Raw genomic sequence first — 16061 nt, 5'->3', positions numbered from 1 at the left:
ACCGATATTTGGGCATTTTTGCCGGCAAAATGGCCCGAACCGACCCTTGGGCGCCGGCGCGATCTCGATCCCGACCACCGAGCTCCGCAGCCGCCTGGCCGAGCTGCCCGACGGCACCGCCGTGGTCGCCTACTGCCGCGGCCCCTACTGCGTCTACGCCGACGACGTCGTCCGGACTCTCCAGGCCGCGGGGCGCGAGGCCGTCAGGCTCGAGGACGGCTATCCCGAGTGGGCCGCGTACCGCCTTCCGATCGCGGCGCTCCGGAAGTGATCAGGCGCGCGGCAGCACACCCATGAGGGCTGCGGTGCAGGCGGTCCGCAGGGTCTCACGCAGGTCCAGGTGGAGAACGCCGAGGTCGGGCTCGTCCGCATAGGCGGCCACGAGGCTGGGCGGTGGCGGGTCGTACGCCGCCAGGGCGCCCGCCGAGATCATGCCGATCAGACAGAACGTCTCGGCGCCGTCGCCGATCTCGGGCAGGTGATGGCGCACGAGCTCGACCATCGTCTCCAGCTTCGCATGGGACGAGCGCTTGTGACGCTTGACGACCTCGACCGAGACGTTGTGCTCGAGGACGCCGCCCTGCGCGCCGACGAGGTCGCAGAGCACCGGCCTCTCCCCCAACGAACGGCTGAGCACCTCGGCCAGCTGGCCGGCCCGCACCTCAGCCGAGGCGCTCGCCTCGATGCCGTCAGCCAGCTCCTCCGCCAGGTCCTCGAGCCACGTGCCCAGGAAGTCGTCCAGCAGCTCGAGCAGCACCGCCTCGCGCGACTCGAAGTAACGCAGGACATTCGACTTGGCCAGACCCACCCGTCGGCTGAGCTCGTTGAGGCTCAGTTCGGCCACCGGCATCTCGTCGAGCATCGCCGCCGCCGTCTCCAGGATCGCCCGGCGGCGGATCTCACGCTGCTCGTCGCTTCGCGCCCGTTGGAATGTCACCGCTCCAGACTAGCTTAAAGACCGCCGGTCCCTTGACATCAGACCATCGGTCTCTTACGTTGAAGGCATAACAGACCGATGGTTCCTTAGGAGTGGACATGAGTGAGACCTGGACCGAGCAGCAGATCCCCGACCAGCACAGCCGGGTGGCGGTCGTGACCGGCGCCAACACCGGCCTCGGCTTCGAGACCGCCCGGATGCTCGCCGAGCACGGGGCGCAGGTGGTCATGGCCGTACGCGACGTGGAGAAGGGCAAGCAGGCAGCGGCCCGCATCGACGGCGACGTCTCCGTCCAGGTCCTCGACCTGGCCTCCCTGGAGTCGATCCGATCCGCGGCGGCCGACCTGCGCGCCAGCCACCCGAGGATCGACCTGCTGATCAACAACGCCGGCGTGATGTACACGCCGAAGCAGACCACCGCCGACGGCTTCGAGATGCAGTTCGGCACCAACCACCTCGGCCACTTCGCCTTCACCGGCCTGCTGCTGGACCAGCTCCTCCCCGTCCCCGGTTCCCGGGTCGTCACGGTCAGCAGCATCGGCCACCGCATCCGCGCCGACATCCACTTCGACGACCTGCAGTGGGAGCGGTCCTACAGCCGCGTCGCCGCGTACGGTCAGGCCAAGCTCGCCAACCTGATGTTCACCTACGAGCTCCAGCGCCGGCTGACCTCGCATGGCACCACCATCGCGGTGGCCGCCCACCCCGGTGGTTCCAACACCGAGCTCGCCCGCAACAGCCCCAGCGCGATTCGGGTGGTCTTCGGCTGGCTCGCACCGCTGCTCGCCCAGACGCCCGCGATGGGCGCCCTGCCCACGCTCCGCGCCGCCACCGACCCCGCCGTCATCGGCGGCCAGTACTACGGACCCAGCGGTCTGGGCGAGGCCCGTGGCTACCCGAAGCTGGTCACCTCCAGCCCCGCGTCCTACGACCTGACGACCCAGCAGCGGCTGTGGACCGTGTCCGAGGAGCTCACCGGCGTACGCTTCCCGCTCGACGACTGAGCCGCCGGCGATCGGGCGACCTATGGGCTCCGGGTCACTCGGGGCCGATGGAGTCGGACGCCTCGATCCGGTGAGCGTGCCGCACCGACACCGACCCGGCGTACCCCTCGACGAAGCCGACCACCACGTCGTACTCATCCCCCGCGGTGGAGCGCAGGGTGAGCGTCCAGGAGCTGTCGGCCGGATGGTGCTCCTCCGCGCGGAGCGACAGGACGTCCGGGTCCAGGGCGTACGCCGTCGCGGCCTCGCGCCGGGCACGCTGGACCGCCGACTCCCGCGAGATCGGCGTCCGCTCCGGCCGGCCGACGACCTCCATCACGTCGCGAAAGGCGCGGGTCACACCGTCGAACGACGCCTCCGAGACCGCCGTGGTCCGGGGCCCGAGGGTCACCAGCAGCCCGATCTCGAGGGCGCCCGGACTGGCGCCCCAGCTGGTGTGCCATCGGTGCTGGTGCAGCGAGTAGTGCCGCCGCGCGTCGGCCCCGGCGTACAGGACCGGTTCCAGTGCGGCGAGGACCCCCCGCTCGTCGAGGACACCCTCGCCTCCCCCGCCGTCCGGCTCCGGAACCGCCAGGTCGAGCAGGTAGTGCCGATCCACCTGGTCGTCCGGGCTGGCCCGATAGCCGACCTGGACCCGCACCGAGTCCACCCGGCCGAGCGTCAGCAGCGAATGCGAGTCATCGACCGAACGGCTAGTCATCTCTCCAGAATTCTCCTGGTCCGCACCAGGGTCAAGCACCAGACCGTGCGCCGAGTGCTTCGCGAAGCTGTCTCGAGGCGGACCGCGGGGTGGCGCCCGCCCGCCAGATGGCGAGCAGCAGGTCCGCCCGCGGCCCGCCCGGCACGGTCCAGCTCGGCCCGAGTCCTGCCTGGTGGAGCGCGCCGATCAGGTCGTCGTCGGCCGCCGTACGCGCTTCGGCCCAGGCGCGCGCGTATGCCTCCTCGACCCGGTTCAAGGTCGCCTCGCTCTCCACGATCGAGGGCGACACGGCGGCCACGGCCCGGGCCTCCTCGCGGCGACGCAGGAACGCGATGAGGAAGTAGACCAGGGCACCGGCCCAGCAGAAGACCAGGACCATCACGATATCCAGGACGTCCAGCCCGGTCATGCGTCCCCGAACAGAGATACTGCGGACGATCAGAACCAGTGCGACGATCGTCGGCACGTACCACAGCGCCAACGCCGCGATCCACATCGCGTCGCTCTGGGCATCCATCGCAGCTCCACTCCGTCAGCTGGGACCTCGGCCGATCCTAGCCGCGGTTCGCCGGCCGTCGACAGCGAACTCGGTAAGCCTTGTGAGTGCCCCGGGCGTCAGACCTCAGCACGGGAGAGAGCATCCGCCAGCCATGCGTTCCGCCGCTCCAACAGCGTCGTCATGTACCGCGTCAGCACGAGGACGTTCACCAACCGCCCGACCGCCCCGGCGGGCGATTCGAACTCCACGACATCCGTCATCAACGTGCCGCCGGCGGTCGGCTCGAATCGATGCTCGTGCCACCATCTCCTGAACGGCCCCGATCGCTGCGCGTCGACGAATCGGTGTGGGGCGTCGTACTCGCTGATCACCGAGGTCATCGTGATCGGAAGCCCGAAGTGGCGGGCCTTCCAGGTCACCGAATCCCCGAGGCGCATCACGCCCGAGGTCACCCCGGCGACCGCGCGCTCACCGGAGTCGGACATGGAAGACCGGTGGGCGTCCACGGAGAGGCTCAGTTCAAAGCACCGCTCCGGCGTCGCCGAGATCTCGGTGGTGAGCTGGATTCGTGGCACACGATGATCGTAGGTTTCCACGACACGCCACCCAGGCGATCAAGGATGACCCGTCTGCTCAGACGTTGAAGCGGTAATCCACCGAGCTACGGAGCCGAGCAACCTCTTCGGTGAGCGCCATCCGCATGTTGTCGTGCGCCGGGCCGAGGACCGCCGCCGGATCACGCCACCGCTCGGCCGGATACAGCCACACCGGTTTGCCGATGATGTGTTCCGACTCCCACTCGTACCGCGGCCAGATATGACAGTGCAGGAACGCGTCAGTTTTGCCCACGATCTCGACGTTGACCCTCCGATACGCGGAGTCGAACCGCTTGCAGACGGTCTCGACCGCGGTCGCGAGCAGATCGACGTCGGCCAGGTAGCCGAGCCGCTCTGGTCGTGGCAGATCTGACAGCCGATCGGCCCCAGGCACCGTCGTGAGCGCCAGGCTATAAACCGGCAGGAACTGAACATCACCGATGACGGCGTACGCCGCCTCCAACTCGGCCAGGACGGTCGGGGTCCTGCCAGCGATGGCGCTCTGTACGCGATCCTCGCGCCAGTCGATCACGAAGCCGCCTGGATCGGCTGGATCGCATCGATCCCATCGATCGCAAGGTAATTCCGGCGTTCGACACGCAGGTCGTAATGCGCCTGCAGGTTCATCCAGAACTCCAGCGACGTACCGAAGCACTTGCTGTGCTGACCTTGGCGGCGTTCACGATTCCAGAACCGTTCCGTGTCCTTGCACCTCGGTGAACCAGTCATACAACTCCGACCTGGGCGCGTCGTGTCGTCACCACCTCTGTTCGGTCGAGCGCCACCTGCCTGATGCTTCTCCGCGGATGACAGGGTCAGCAAAGTCGGCAACCGCGAGAAGGACGTCCCCCGACCGTGAGCCTGGACCGACCAAGGCGTCCGACGAGGCGGACGCGCACGCCCGCGTACTCGTCGAGGGCGCCGTCCCGAATCGCGGATGCAGTGATGCTGTCGACATCGAACTCCACACCGTCTGGCAGGTCGATGACTACGATCGCACGGACGCGTTCGGCGACCTCCTCGGCGTCGTTCGAGAACCCAGTGGCTTGCAGGTCGATGTCCTTGGTGGGGCGTCGCGCGGCGAATGCGGCCAGCAGCACGCCGCCTTTGAGGACGAAGTCACTCCGGTGTTCTGACGCGGCGATGCGAGCGAGGAGGGCTTCGAGCACGTACAGCGTCTGCAACTCTTGGACGTCTGCTCCGGTCTCACGAGCGAGCCTTTGGATCGCCAAGGTCGCGTCGCCGGCCGGCGTTCCGTGTTGCAGCTTCGGTGTCATAGCAAGATCTCCAATGCGTTCTGCAGTGCCGGCTTTCCTTTCGGGAACCGCGTGGCCAGTGCAAGAAGCTTCGACGGGCTGTTGCCCGGCCCCCGGAGCCAGCGCTTGAGTGCGCCGACGGCGAGGTCGCTGCCCCAGTCATGGCGGAGCCGAAACAGGTCGATGATCGTGCGCTCGGGGGAGTACAGCCCGATCGTCTTCCCTCCAGGCAGCGCGTATTCGGTGCGACCGATATCGAAGGTACTGGTATCGAAGTGATGCCACGCGATCGGCGCGGTCCAGACGGTGACCGGCTTCGTTCCCCGAGGGATCGCAATCTCGCTGCGCGTCGGAATCTCGTCCGTCAGGTCATGGATCGACAGCGCCGTAAGCAGACTGAGCGTCGCTTGCGGGCGCTTGGACGCGATCGCCATCCACGCCGCTGTGGTGTCGTCCGTCGCGCCGACACGCAGAAACCGGCCTGGCGCGATCCGCTCGTACTCACCCGCCTCAACCATTCGCTCCAACTGCCGGCGCGTGAGACCTGCGCCTGGAAGGTCTTGGTAGCCCAACAGGTCAGGCATCGGACCGGTTCTCATGCCCTCCCCCTCGTGGACGGATTTAGTAACAGATAGAGCATACCTGTAACTATTTCAGATCGCGACTGTGCCGAAGGGCGTCAGGCGTCAGGAATGGAAAGCACGTCCACCGACCATGCGTTCCGTTGCTCCAACATCCTCGATCGCAGGCAGCGCAGCGACCCTGGCCCGGCAACTGTCCACCTCGACCTGCCCGCAGAGGTCAGATGACGGCGTACGCCGCGTCCATCTCGACTGACAACTGATACGCAAAAGCCCTTGGTCTGACGACCAAAGGCTGCGAGAGCAGGGCCTCGTGTTCGGCACGAAGACCTAATGAGGTCCTTGCCCTCCATGCGGACCTTGCCGAGGTCACGGGCCTCGGCGACGGAGCCGGCGGCGATGAGGTCGTCGCAGGAGTTGATCTCGGCCTTGATGAAGCGCTTTGGAAGTCGGTGTGATGGCACCGGCGGCCTCGGGGCGGTTCACACCTCGCTGTCGAAGTCGAGGATGAGTTCGGGGATCGGCATACCGTCGGCCAACGAGACGCCGTGCACGTCCTGAACGTGGTCACGGAACCACTGGTCGAACGGCTCACCGGACCCTCCGATGGTGCCGAATGCCGCTTCGAGGTCGTCCGCCTCGAGGTAGATCACGGCCATGTCGCCCATCGGCGTGGCCTGGATCCACACGGCTTCCTTCGTCACGCCCGCACGTCGACGGGCGTCCTCGTACGCCGCTCGGCGCTCTCCTTTCCAGCAGGAACCCATGGCGTCGCGGTCGACGTCGGTCTTGCCGGGGAGCACCGGGACGGCAAATCCCACACTGGGCATGTCAGTCCTTCCTAGATGGTCTTGCGGACTAGCTCATCGGTAGCGTGCGGACAGCCACCGAAGTCAGACGAGGTCGAGGACCGTCGCCTTGAAGGGCCCGGCCAACAGCGCGAGCACTGGCGCCATCGCCTGGGCGGTAGCGGGGTCGCCCATGACGGCGTTCCGCGCGTCGGCTGTCTCCCAGTCGGCGATCTCCACCAGTGTGTCGGGGTCGTCGACCATCTCGTAGAGGCTGCTACCCAGGGAGCCCTTGTCTTTGAGGGCGGGGCCGAGGTCGGCGAGCAGCGTGTGAATCACGCTCTTGAGCTCATCGCGCCGACCGGGCTGGGCTCTCAGCTCGACGATCACCTTGACTGCCATGGAGTTCCTCCTGGTGACCAATGAGGGTCAGCTCTCGACGTAGACGGTCAGGGGCGGTAGTACGCCGTGTGCTTCCATCAGGGCGGCAACCTCCGGAGGAGGCGAGTCGAGCAGCTCTTGGAAAACGTCCAGGTCGTTGATGGTGGCGCTCACGGCGACACGGTTGCTGCCGTCCGCGGCGAGGTGGTCGGTGACGTCCGTGCCGAACGCTCCGATGGCCGCCGCCCGCTCGTCCTTGCCCTTGAGCCAGCGCTCGAGTTCGGCGACGTCGTGCGTGATGACGATTCGTGGCATTGTTCGTCCTTTGCGCGAGTAGGGTCGTGATCCCGCCGAGGGCCACGTGGGCAGGTCGACGGTCACGTGATTGCACCTTCGATCGTGCTCTCGACCGGCAGCGGAGACATCACTCGATCGTGCGAGGTCGAGAGGGTTCCTACGCGCGTACCACGCTGGACTATGGCGATGGCGAGGCGCAGACTTTTCGCGTGGCGGAGTCGTGATGGCGTCTGCGGACGGACTGGTGGGGCGGGATGCCGAGCTCGCTCTGACTTCCGCTGCGGTCGGGCGGCTGAGCGAAGGACGGCCGGCGGTGCTGGCGATCGAGGGTGAAGCCGGCATCGGTAAGACCCGACTCGTCCAGAGCATTGTCGACGATGCGCGTTCCCGTGGCATGACTGTGTTCTACGGCCGGGCTCATCCCTTTGAGAGAACGCGTCCGTTCGGCGTGGTGGCTGCTGCGTTGGGTCTGAGTGCACGATCACCCGACCCCCGCAGCGCCAGGATCGGCGGGCTGCTGGCCGGCCAGGGCGCCAGCACATCGGAGCCTGTCGGCGACATCCAGTACCGCGTCGTCGACGACATCGTCGAGCTCGTGGAGACCGCGTGCGCCGAGCACCCGGTGCTGCTGATCGCCGAGGACATCCACTGGGCGGACACCGCGAGCCTGTTGACGATCCTGTCGGTCGTACGCCGGCTGTCGCTCGCTCCTCTGCTGACCGTGGTGGCCACCCGGCCGTCGCCGCTCCCGGGGGAGGTGATCCGGCTGCTCGACGACCTGGCGGCCGGTGGCGGGCAGACCCTGCGCCTGGAACCGCTCGAGTCCGACGACGTCTCTGCCCTGGCCTCATACCTGCTCGGGGCGACTCCTGGTCCCGGCCTGATCGCCATGCTGGCCAAGGCCGGAGGGAACCCGCTCTGGGCCACCGCGATACTGCGTTCCCTGGTCGACGAAGGGGTGCTGCGCCGTACATCCGACGGCATCGATGTGACGAGCTCGGAGCTGCCGACCTCGCTGGGCGAGCTCGTGGTCCGCCGCCTGCGGGATCTGTCCAGGCCGGCACTGGACCTGCTGCAGGTCACGGCCGTGCTCGGCGACACGGTGTCGCTCCGCGACGTGGCCGCTGTTGCCCGCCGTACGCCGGTCGATGTCGCCGAGCAGCTGGGTGAGGCGTTCGACGCCCAGCTGCTCGAGGAGGTCGACGAGCGCGTCGTGTTCCGGCACCAGCTCGTGCACGACGCGGTCTACCAGCATGTGCCGGCGCCGGCTCGCCGCCTGCTGCATCGCGAGGCCGCGGTTGCGCTGATGGCCGCCGGCGCCGACCGGCTGGACGTGGCCGACCATCTGATGCTCGGCGCCGAGCGGGGCGACGAGCAGGCCGTCGAGTGGCTGCGGGAGGCCGCCCGTGAGGCGTCGGGGCAGGCGCCCCTGGTCACCCTGGAGCTCGCCCGGCGCGCCGAGGCGCTGTTGCCGGGTGGTCACCGCGACGCTGACGTCGTGTCGACGGAGGTCGTGCAGGCGTTGCTGCGCGCCGGGAGCGTGGCCGAGGCATCGGCCCGCGCCGAAGCCGTGCTGGCCCGACGGCACGCCACCGAGGTGGACACCCCGTTGCGGGTCGCACTGGTCGGCGCGCTCGCCCTGCAGAACCGTGCCGCGGAGCTCACCGCCGTGGTCGAGGCCAGCCTCGGCGATCCCGACCGGCTCCGGCCGGCCGAACAGGCACTGATGCTGGCCCAGCAGAGCTGGGCTCTCACCTTCACCGGGAACCCCCGAGCGGGCGAGGCAGCCGCGGCCCGAGCGCTCGACATCGCCGAGCGAGCACGCGACACGGCGATGTCGGTGTGGGCGCTGACGGCGATGCTGGTGGCGGTGGGTCGGCAAGGCCGATTCGACGAGGCGCTGAGACATGCTCGCCGCGCGGCCACTCTCGCAGCGGGGTCGCCCGACACGAGGTCACTGCCTCTGCAGCCGAAGTTCTTCCTCGGCCTGGCGCTGTTCGACTGTGACCTCGTCGGGGAGGCCCGGGCCGCTTTCCGGGCAGCCCTTGACGACGAGTTCGGCTCCGCGTGGTGGCTGTCGGAAACGCTGTTGGCCGACGCCCAGGCCTCCTTCGCGATCGGCGAGTGGGACGACGCGGTGCCCGGCCTGATCGCCGGCGGCCAGGCCGCGCAGGAGAAGGGCAACCAGCTCCTGGTGTCACAGTCGCTCGCCTACCGCACCATCATCGCGACGGCCACCGGAGATCTCCGCACCGCGCGCCAGCTGGCCGACGGATTCGCCGGTTCGCTGGAGGGTGAGCAGCTGAGCTACAACGCGGGAGTCCTGACGTTCGCGGCCGCCGGGCTGAAGGCGGCCGAGGACGACCGGCAGGCTGCGTACGACCTGTTGCTGCGGTGCTGGCGCGTCGACGCGGCCCGGGAGAGCCGCTTCTACCACCGCTGCCTAGCCCCGGACCTCGTACGTCTGGCCCTGGCGCTGGGGCACGGCGACGTCGCCGCCGAGGTGGCCGACAGCGTGGCGGCCGGGGTCGAGCTGGCACCGGAGGTGCCCACGGTGCGCAGCCTGGCCTTGCGCTGCCGGGGATTGGTCGACGGGGATGTGGAACCGCTGATCGAGGCGGTGGGACTCGCCCGCCGGGCGCCTCTCCTGGTGGAGCACGCCGGTGCGTGCGAGGACGCGGCGCGGCTGCTTGCGCAGCATGGCCGGCGCGACGAAGCGGCGGCGCTGCTGCACGAAGCGTTGGATCGCTACGAGCAGGCCGGCGCCAACGCCTGGGCCGGCCGGGTCAGGGCCGCGCTGCGATCCGTCGGCGCGCATCCCGGCACGCGCGGCTCCAGGCGCCGGCCCACGGAAGGCTGGGAGAGTCTCACCGCGACGGAGCGGACGGTGTCACAGCTCGTTGCCGAAGGGCTCACGAACGGCTCCGTCGGCCGGCGCATGTACATCTCGCCGCACACCGTGAACACCCACCTCCGGCACGTGTTCGCCAAGCTCGGCGTGTCGAACCGGGTCGAGCTCGCGGCCGCGGTGCATCACTCAACCGAGTGATGACTTCGTCGTCGGTTGCGAGCACGATCGACGTATCGATGCGAAGGAGTATGACCCGATACTCGTCTCCCGGGGCGCGCGATGACCCGCGAACGAGGAAAGGACACGTCATGCGAGTCGCAATCATCTATCGTCCCAGGAACGCTGCACCTGTCGAGGTCGGCCCGATGCTCATGGGAGCGTTGGGACAGTGGGTCGAGACGCACTCGAAGCGCTTCGAGGTTCTGGAGTTCTTCGTCGCCGGCGGCGGCCTGGTGCTCGCTGACTTCGACGACACGACCGAGCTGAACCGCATCCTCGCCGAGAACCCGTTCACCCCGTACATGGACGTCGAGATCCTGCCGGTGCTCGAGCCCAAGGCCGCGATGGCGAACTTCAGCGAGGTGATCGCCGACCTCCTCGCCGCGGCGCAGCCGGCGGGATGATCAGCCGGTCCCGGCGATGGGACGACCTTTCGACCACCCCATCACCGCATCGAACGCGGCCCCTTCATGTCCGCGCCTGCGGGCATCGGGAGCGGTGCTGACGTTTCCTGAGACCTTCTCGGCGGCCCGCTAGCGTCACGCGACCTTCAGGGGCGTGATCGCGGCGATCTGCTCGGCCGCACGGTCCGCCGCGAGATCGAGGTCATAGTGCGCCTGTAGGTTGAGCCAGAACTCCGCCGATGTGCCGAAGTAGCGGCCGAGCCGAAGCGCCGTATCAGCCGTGATCGAACGCTTGCCATGGACGATCTCGTTGATCCGACGTGGCGGCACACCGATCGACACTGCCAGCTTGTTCTGGGTGATCCCGAAGCCCTCGATGAAGTCCGCCATGAGAACCTCACCGGGATGGATCGGCGGGATCTTGTCACTGGTAGTCGACGAGTTCGACATCCTCCGCACCTCCGTCCTTCCATATGAAGCAGATTCGCCACTGGTCGTTCACACGGATGCTGTGCTGGCCTTGGCGGTCGCCCTTCAGCGCCTCCAGCCGATTACCTGGGGGCACCCGCAGGTCATCGAGGGTCGTCGCCGACCCGACCTGCCGGAGCTTCCGAAGAGCCACCTGCAAGATCCGTTGGTCGTACGAGGGAACACGCTCACGGTTCCACAACCGTTCCGTGTTCTTGTCCCCGAACGACCTGATCACACCACCAGTGTATAACGCAAGGCGTTAATAACGCTAGACGTTAAACCGGAACTCGACCGAGTCGCGGAGCCGAGCAACCTCTTCACTGAGCGCCATCCGCAGGTTGTCGTGCGCCGGGCCGAGGACCGCCGCCGGATCACGCCACCGCTCGGCCGGATACAGCCACACCGGTTTGCCGATGATGTGTTCCGGCTCCCACTCGTACCGCGGCCAGATATGACAGTGCAGGAACGCGTCGGTATTGCCCAAGATCTCGACGTTGACCCTCCGATACGCGGAGTCGAACCGCTTGCAGACGGTCTCGACCGCGGTCGCGAGCAGATCGACGTCAGCCAGATAACCGAGCCGCTCTCGCCGTGGCAGATCGGACAGCCGATCGGCCCCAGGCACCTTCGTGAGCGCCAGGCTGTAACCGGGCAGGAACTGGACATCACCGATGACTGCGTACGCCGCGTCCAGCTCGGCCACGACGGTCGGGTTACGCCCGTCGATCGCGCTCTGGACGCGCTCGGCACGCCAGTCGGTCACGACACGGCCCGGATCGGCTGGATCGCATCGACCCACAAGTGCGGTTGTGCCGATACCGAGCCGCTTTCCGGCAGGATCTGGGGGTCCGATAGCACCACCGGATACTAGCGCTCTGCTGGCACCGGGCGAGTACCTCGCGGAGGACTGGGAAGAGCTTGACATGAGGCGAGTTGCGATGTGCAATATATTGCATGCCGATCCCGGCGTACACCGCTCCATCACTCCCGCGGTCGCTCCTCCGCGACGACGTGTACACCCGCCTGCGCGATGCGATCGTCGACGGAACGCTGGAGCCCGGGGAGCGGTTGCGCGACCAGGACCTGGCCGCGTGGCTGGGGGTCAGTCGCACCCCGGTCCGTGAGGCCCTCCTCAAGCTCGGGCAGGCCGGTCTGGTGCAGTCGTCGCCCGGCCGCTCGACGACCGTGTCGACCCTGGACGCCCGCGCCATCCACGACGCCCAGTCCGTGGTCGCGGTGATGCACCGGCTCGCCGTCGAGCAGGCCGTGCCTCAGTTGACGGCCGAGGACCTGGCCGCGATGCGCTCGGCCAACAAGCGGTTCGCCGCCGCCTTGCGACGCGGCGACGCCGGCGCGGCGATCGCCGCGGACGACGAGTTCCACGGCATCCCGGTCCGCGCCGCCGCTAACACGGCGCTCGAGTCCGTGCTGGAGCAGTACACCCCCGTGCTGCGCCGGCTCGAGCGTCTGCGCTTCTCTTCCCTGGCCGGGAGAGACTCGGTGAGCCTGCACAACACGCTGGTCGACCTCTGCGAGGCCGGCGACGTGGAGGGAGCAGCGGCCGTCTCGCACGCGACCTGGGAAACCCTGAAGCCCCTGATCGGGAGCCTCATCGAGGCTCCCGAGTCCACGACATGACTCTCCAAGGAGACGCAGATGTCGATTCACGATTTCGAGCGCTACCCGCTCACGTTCGGGCCTAGCCCGATCCACCCGCTCGACCGCCTCACCCACCACCTCGGCGGAGCCCAGGTCTGGGCCAAGCGGGAGGACTGCAACAGCGGCCTGGCCTTCGGCGGAAACAAGGTCCGCAAGCTGGAGTACATCGTCCCCGACGTACTCGCCCAGGGCGCCGACACGCTGGTGTCGATCGGCGGCGTGCAGTCCAACCACACCCGCCAGGTGGCCGCGGTCGCCGCGAAGCTCGGGCTCAAGTGCCGCCTGGTCCAGGAGAAGTGGGTCGACTGGGACGACCCGGTCAGCGACAAGGTCGGCAACATCCTCCTGTCGCGGATCATGGGCGCCGACGTACGCCTGGACCCGTCCGGTTTCGACATCGGCATCCGCACCTCGTGGGAGGACGCGATCGCCGATGTCGAGAAGGAGGGCGGCAAACCGTACGGCATCCCGGCCGGCGCGTCCGAGCACCACCTGGGCGGCCTCGGCTTCGCCAACTGGGCCTACGAGGTCGCCGAACAGGAGAAGGACCTCGGGGTCTTCTTCGACACCATCATCGTCTGCACCGTGACCGGCTCGACCCACGCAGGGATGATCGCCGGCTGCGCCGCCCTCGAGGAGACCGCCGGGGGCCGGCCACGCCGGGTGCTCGGCATCGACGCCTCGGCCACCCTCGACCAGACCAGCGACCAGGTGGCGCGCATCGCCCGTCACACCGCGGAGCTCATCGGCCTGAACCGAGACCTGCGCGACGACGAAATCACGGTCCTCGAGGGCTGGGCCGGGGAACACTACGGGATTCCCGTCGCTTCGACCATCGAGGCGATCCGGCTGTGCGGCCGGCTCGAGGGCATGATCGTCGACCCCGTCTACGAGGGGAAGTCGATGGCCGGGCTCATCGACCTGGTCGCCTCGCGCGAGATCGGTCGGGACTCGACCGTGCTGTACGCGCACCTCGGTGGGCAACCGGCGCTCAACGCCTACAGCGCGGCCTTCGAATGACGCACAGGGGCGAAGCCCCCACCTCATGAGGACTTCGCCCTGGTGGCGCTGAGGTCACCGAGACCGGTGGCTGAGCGACTGGGGCAGCACAATGCATCACTGGTGCTGTCGACGTACGGCCACCTGATGCCCGACTCCGAGGACCGGACCCGTCGTGCGATCGACAGCGCCTGGTCCTTGTGCCCCCTCCGCGCCCCACGGGGAGGAGACAGCGCTGTGACCTGCGGAGACGGTGTCGTTTCAGACGTTGAAGCGGAACTCCACCAAGTTCCACGCTCGAACAACCTCAGCAGGCCACTCATCACGGGGCGGCATAGCAGTCGACCCCGCCAGGTTCTCGGTGATTCCGAAGCCCTAGATGATTGGCGGCCAGTGCCATGGACGCAATCCGCGCTTGCCTCGAAGGCAATCGACTCGCTGCTGGGCAAGGTGACGTCCTTCGGGCTTCGCCGTTGCGACGTAAGCCGCGTAGCAGGTCACCCGCAGTTCGCGGATGTCTCTCAACAGCGGGAAGCCGTCCCAGGTGGTGACGTCGAAGCCGTATTCGTCGCAGTACGCCGCATAGTCCGATTCGCTCAGGGTGCTGTAGCTGGTGAATCGGCAGGCGACCGAGGTGAGGTCCCACTCCGGCGGCCCGACCGAGCAGCGTTCCAGGTCGAGCATGGTGATTCCGACGCCTTCGACGTCGACGACGTTGCCAGCCCAGGCATCACCGTGAACGACCGACTCGGGCATGCCGGCCGGTCGTTGGCCCCACTGGGTCTCCAGGTCGCGGAGGCGGTCGGTGAGCCAGGCGGCATCGTCCTCGGCCAGCCACGTCGCGGCGTCGATGCGTTCTTGGAGACGTACGAAGGGAGCGATCTGGTCGTGGACGAGTTCATCGGGGATGGGCAGGGCGTGAAGCTTCTTGATGGCGCTGGCGATCTGGCGGGGCGTTCCGTGCTCGTGAGGACCGAACTCGTGCCAGAAGGTCACGGGTCCGCCGTCGGTGATGACCGGTTGCGGGATGTCGAGGGGTTCGACGGCACGTACGCCGTTGTTGTTCATCCAGCGCGCAAGGAAGATCTCGCGCCTAGCCGCTTTCTCCTGGCCCGGTGGTGCTATTCGGACGATGACCTGCCCGGGCAGGCGGTAGATCTGGTTCTCCCCCGCGCGGATGACTGTTGCCTCGGTGGAATCGAGGCCGACCTGATGAGCTGCTTGGACGAGGTGAGGGTTTGGGCCTGGATTCACGCGGCCGAGCTCACCTTCGCGACGGCTTCGAGCATGGCGTCGACTTGGTCATCGCTTTGGTGGGCGGCCGCGAGAGGCTGGATCTCGAGCGCGGTGCGGCGCAACCGCGGTGAGCGGATGCCCTCCGCATCGCGTATGGCCGCATTGGCGATCGCGACTGCCTTCTCCGACTCGCCCAAGTGCATCGTGAGAGTCGCCAGCTTGAACCCGGAGAACGACCGCGAGCGGATGTACGCATCGGTGTGGCCGCCTACGGCACCGGCAAGTCGTCGGGTCGCTTCCTCGGCGCGTAGCCCGTGGATCGCCAGCTCGAACAGCGCGTGCCCGGTGTCTCCGTTGTGCTGGGCGTCGTCGTAGTAGGCCATCCACGGCACATCATTCGAGCGATCGACGTGCGCGTAGGAGTCGTCTGCTGCGCCCACAGCGCGAACCGTGTCATCGATGTTCCCCAGCCGCCCATGAGCGCGCGCCGTCGCGGTATGAAGCATCGCTGTCTCGGTGGCGGTGAGCCTGTCGTTGCGGACGAGGCCGAGCTGGGCGAGCGTCAGGCCGGCATCAGCGTCGCCGACCCAGACCGCCTGACGGGCGCGCATCGAGAGCGCCTTGGCTCGCAGGTGCCAGTCATCGGCCTCCTCAGCACAAGCGGTGGCGAACGCGAGGATCTTCTCGGACAGACGGTGGTCATGGGCATCGAAGAGGATGTGTCCTCCGGACACACCCAGTTGAGCCACGGCCGCAAACAGGCTCGACTGCAATCGCGGCGGGCAGGGCACCTTGAGCAGGTCAGCGGCGCGAGACACCTCTGCTGAAACCGTTGGCGCCATGTTCTGGCCGCCGTGCACGTGCGACCACGACATCAGAAAGGCCGCGACGGACTGGAGGTGTGCGATGTCGGCTTCGCTGATCGCCGTAGGCGAGCGATCGTCGAACTCGAGGGAGAGCAGATCCAGCGACTCCCCGAGCCCCACTCCGATGCCGGTGACCGCGAGCGTACGCAGGAAGTCTCGTCGGTCCACAGAGTCGACCTCCTCCGGGTTCGTGTGTCCCTCGGCGCGCGATGCTGACCCTATCGATGCCTTCGGAATCGATGCCCGACCGCGAGGAGTCGGGTGAAAGCCCATCTCGGCGTCCGACGCGGCACCGAGCACCGCACGAAGACCCTCAC

At 67.8% G+C, this 16061-nt stretch carries 21 protein-coding genes and 1 pseudogene; 6 read left to right on the top strand and 16 right to left on the bottom strand.

The window, feature by feature from the left end; translation table 11 throughout:
- Window positions 1-46 precede the first annotated feature (46 nt).
- Complete coding sequence (locus ACIA03_RS11680) at window positions 47-271, top strand: rhodanese-like domain-containing protein (RefSeq protein WP_396982453.1); 225 nt, start codon at window positions 47-49, stop codon at window positions 269-271.
- Here the strand turns inward: ACIA03_RS11680 and ACIA03_RS11675 are convergent, their stop codons facing one another.
- Window positions 272-937, bottom strand: a complete 666-nt coding sequence (locus tag ACIA03_RS11675; protein ID WP_396982451.1) for a TetR family transcriptional regulator — start codon at window positions 935-937, stop codon at window positions 272-274. It lies immediately after the preceding gene.
- Window positions 938-1035: 98 nt separating this feature from the next.
- On the opposite strand from ACIA03_RS11675, the gene ACIA03_RS11670 reads away from it, so the two are divergent.
- Window positions 1036-1941 carry an SDR family NAD(P)-dependent oxidoreductase gene (locus tag ACIA03_RS11670; RefSeq protein WP_396982449.1) on the top strand — a complete coding sequence of 302 codons (906 nt, stop codon included), beginning with the start codon at window positions 1036-1038 and terminating at the stop codon, window positions 1939-1941.
- Between the two features lie 34 nt (window positions 1942-1975).
- Here ACIA03_RS11670 and ACIA03_RS11665 read toward each other — a convergent pair whose 3' ends face one another.
- The 10 genes and pseudogenes from ACIA03_RS11665 to ACIA03_RS11620 form a co-directional block, all read right to left on the bottom strand.
- Window positions 1976-2641 carry a hypothetical protein gene (locus ACIA03_RS11665; RefSeq protein WP_396982447.1) on the bottom strand — a complete coding sequence of 222 codons (666 nt, stop codon included), beginning with the start codon at window positions 2639-2641 and terminating at the stop codon, window positions 1976-1978.
- Window positions 2642-2672: 31 nt separating this feature from the next.
- Window positions 2673-3158, bottom strand: coding sequence for a hypothetical protein (locus tag ACIA03_RS11660; RefSeq protein ID WP_396982445.1), 486 nt, complete (start codon window positions 3156-3158; stop codon window positions 2673-2675).
- Between the two features lie 98 nt (window positions 3159-3256).
- Window positions 3257-3715, bottom strand: coding sequence for an SRPBCC family protein (locus ACIA03_RS11655; protein ID WP_396982443.1), 459 nt, complete (start codon window positions 3713-3715; stop codon window positions 3257-3259).
- Window positions 3716-3773: 58 nt separating this feature from the next.
- Entirely contained in the window at window positions 3774-4268 is a 495-nt protein-coding gene (locus ACIA03_RS11650) for a diadenosine tetraphosphate hydrolase (protein ID WP_396982441.1), read from the bottom strand.
- 283 nt (window positions 4269-4551) lie between these two features.
- The gene (locus ACIA03_RS11645; protein WP_396982439.1) at window positions 4552-5013 is read right to left on the bottom strand and encodes a nucleotidyl transferase AbiEii/AbiGii toxin family protein; all 462 of its coding nucleotides are present in this window, start codon (window positions 5011-5013) and stop codon (window positions 4552-4554) included.
- Complete coding sequence (locus ACIA03_RS11640) at window positions 5010-5576, bottom strand: hypothetical protein (RefSeq protein ID WP_396982437.1); 567 nt, start codon at window positions 5574-5576, stop codon at window positions 5010-5012. The genes ACIA03_RS11645 and ACIA03_RS11640 overlap by 4 nt, the downstream gene beginning before the upstream one ends.
- A 329-nt stretch (window positions 5577-5905) precedes the next feature.
- Window positions 5906-6053 (bottom strand): annotated as a pseudogene (locus tag ACIA03_RS11635) (DUF933 domain-containing protein); the annotation flags it as partial.
- Window positions 6054-6055: 2 nt separating this feature from the next.
- Entirely contained in the window at window positions 6056-6403 is a 348-nt protein-coding gene (locus ACIA03_RS11630; protein WP_396982435.1) for a hypothetical protein, read from the bottom strand.
- 63 nt (window positions 6404-6466) lie between these two features.
- Window positions 6467-6763, bottom strand: coding sequence for a putative quinol monooxygenase (locus ACIA03_RS11625; protein ID WP_396982433.1), 297 nt, complete (start codon window positions 6761-6763; stop codon window positions 6467-6469).
- 27 nt (window positions 6764-6790) lie between these two features.
- A complete protein-coding gene (locus ACIA03_RS11620) occupies window positions 6791-7057 on the bottom strand; it encodes a hypothetical protein (RefSeq protein ID WP_396982431.1) in 267 nt (88 codons plus the stop codon).
- Between the two features lie 205 nt (window positions 7058-7262).
- Here ACIA03_RS11620 and ACIA03_RS11615 point away from each other — a divergent pair, with 205 nt between their 5' ends.
- Entirely contained in the window at window positions 7263-10088 is a 2826-nt protein-coding gene (locus ACIA03_RS11615; protein ID WP_396982429.1) for a helix-turn-helix transcriptional regulator, read from the top strand.
- Window positions 10089-10198: 110 nt separating this feature from the next.
- Window positions 10199-10513, top strand: a complete 315-nt coding sequence (locus tag ACIA03_RS11610; RefSeq protein ID WP_396982427.1) for a hypothetical protein — start codon at window positions 10199-10201, stop codon at window positions 10511-10513.
- A 135-nt stretch (window positions 10514-10648) separates the two neighbouring features.
- On the opposite strand, the gene ACIA03_RS11605 is transcribed toward ACIA03_RS11610, so the two are convergent.
- Genes ACIA03_RS11605 through ACIA03_RS11595 form a run of 3 tightly spaced genes read right to left on the bottom strand, consistent with a single transcriptional unit; the run spans window position 10649 to window position 11747 of the window.
- Window positions 10649-10963 carry a HigA family addiction module antitoxin gene (locus ACIA03_RS11605; RefSeq protein WP_396982425.1) on the bottom strand — a complete coding sequence of 105 codons (315 nt, stop codon included), beginning with the start codon at window positions 10961-10963 and terminating at the stop codon, window positions 10649-10651.
- Window positions 10938-11219, bottom strand: a complete 282-nt coding sequence (locus ACIA03_RS11600; RefSeq protein ID WP_396982423.1) for a type II toxin-antitoxin system RelE/ParE family toxin — start codon at window positions 11217-11219, stop codon at window positions 10938-10940. Before ACIA03_RS11600 ends, ACIA03_RS11605 begins: the two co-directional genes overlap by 26 nt.
- Before the next feature lie 33 nt (window positions 11220-11252).
- Window positions 11253-11747, bottom strand: coding sequence for an HIT family protein (locus tag ACIA03_RS11595; RefSeq protein WP_396982421.1), 495 nt, complete (start codon window positions 11745-11747; stop codon window positions 11253-11255).
- Between the two features lie 191 nt (window positions 11748-11938).
- Here ACIA03_RS11595 and ACIA03_RS11590 point away from each other — a divergent pair, with 191 nt between their 5' ends.
- On the top strand, window positions 11939-12622 hold the full coding sequence (locus ACIA03_RS11590; protein WP_396982419.1) for a GntR family transcriptional regulator: 684 nt from the start codon (window positions 11939-11941) through the stop codon (window positions 12620-12622).
- An 18-nt stretch (window positions 12623-12640) separates the two neighbouring features.
- Window positions 12641-13663 (top strand): 1-aminocyclopropane-1-carboxylate deaminase, encoded by a 1023-nt coding sequence (locus ACIA03_RS11585; protein WP_396982417.1) that lies wholly within the window; start codon window positions 12641-12643, stop codon window positions 13661-13663.
- Between the two features lie 354 nt (window positions 13664-14017).
- On the opposite strand, the gene ACIA03_RS11580 is transcribed toward ACIA03_RS11585, so the two are convergent.
- Together ACIA03_RS11580 and ACIA03_RS11575 are read right to left on the bottom strand one after the other, a co-directional pair.
- On the bottom strand, window positions 14018-14896 hold the full coding sequence (locus tag ACIA03_RS11580) for an aminoglycoside phosphotransferase family protein (protein WP_396982415.1): 879 nt from the start codon (window positions 14894-14896) through the stop codon (window positions 14018-14020).
- Window positions 14893-16017 (bottom strand): twin-arginine translocation signal domain-containing protein, encoded by a 1125-nt coding sequence (locus ACIA03_RS11575; protein WP_396982897.1) that lies wholly within the window; start codon window positions 16015-16017, stop codon window positions 14893-14895. The genes ACIA03_RS11580 and ACIA03_RS11575 overlap by 4 nt, the downstream gene beginning before the upstream one ends.
- Between the last annotated feature and the right edge of the window lie 44 nt (window positions 16018-16061).

This window comes from Nocardioides sp. NPDC051685, assembly GCF_044453405.1.
GTDB lineage: Bacteria > Actinomycetota > Actinomycetes > Propionibacteriales > Nocardioidaceae > Nocardioides.
The sequence above is the reverse complement of the archived record's forward strand: the minus strand, read 5'-3'. Positions and strand labels throughout refer to the sequence as shown.

What these genes read in the sequence shown, in the direction of transcription:
- ACIA03_RS11645 (WP_396982439.1), bottom strand. Translation starts at nt 5,013, where the DNA reads ATGACACCGAAGCTGCAACACGGAACGCCGGCCGGCGACGCGACCTTG.
- ACIA03_RS11605 (WP_396982425.1), bottom strand. Translation starts at nt 10,963, where the DNA reads ATGTCGAACTCGTCGACTACCAGTGACAAGATCCCGCCGATCCATCCC.
- ACIA03_RS11620 (WP_396982431.1), bottom strand. Translation starts at nt 7,057, where the DNA reads ATGCCACGAATCGTCATCACGCACGACGTCGCCGAACTCGAGCGCTGG.
- ACIA03_RS11590 (WP_396982419.1), top strand. Translation starts at nt 11,939, where the DNA reads ATGCCGATCCCGGCGTACACCGCTCCATCACTCCCGCGGTCGCTCCTC.
- ACIA03_RS11625 (WP_396982433.1), bottom strand. Translation starts at nt 6,763, where the DNA reads ATGGCAGTCAAGGTGATCGTCGAGCTGAGAGCCCAGCCCGGTCGGCGC.
- ACIA03_RS11640 (WP_396982437.1), bottom strand. Translation starts at nt 5,576, where the DNA reads ATGCCTGACCTGTTGGGCTACCAAGACCTTCCAGGCGCAGGTCTCACG.
- ACIA03_RS11610 (WP_396982427.1), top strand. Translation starts at nt 10,199, where the DNA reads ATGCGAGTCGCAATCATCTATCGTCCCAGGAACGCTGCACCTGTCGAG.
- ACIA03_RS11575 (WP_396982897.1), bottom strand. Translation starts at nt 16,017, where the DNA reads ATGGGCTTTCACCCGACTCCTCGCGGTCGGGCATCGATTCCGAAGGCA.
- ACIA03_RS11665 (WP_396982447.1), bottom strand. Translation starts at nt 2,641, where the DNA reads ATGACTAGCCGTTCGGTCGATGACTCGCATTCGCTGCTGACGCTCGGC.
- ACIA03_RS11585 (WP_396982417.1), top strand. Translation starts at nt 12,641, where the DNA reads ATGTCGATTCACGATTTCGAGCGCTACCCGCTCACGTTCGGGCCTAGC.
- ACIA03_RS11615 (WP_396982429.1), top strand. Translation starts at nt 7,263, where the DNA reads ATGGCGTCTGCGGACGGACTGGTGGGGCGGGATGCCGAGCTCGCTCTG.
- ACIA03_RS11660 (WP_396982445.1), bottom strand. Translation starts at nt 3,158, where the DNA reads ATGGATGCCCAGAGCGACGCGATGTGGATCGCGGCGTTGGCGCTGTGG.
- ACIA03_RS11630 (WP_396982435.1), bottom strand. Translation starts at nt 6,403, where the DNA reads ATGCCCAGTGTGGGATTTGCCGTCCCGGTGCTCCCCGGCAAGACCGAC.
- ACIA03_RS11670 (WP_396982449.1), top strand. Translation starts at nt 1,036, where the DNA reads ATGAGTGAGACCTGGACCGAGCAGCAGATCCCCGACCAGCACAGCCGG.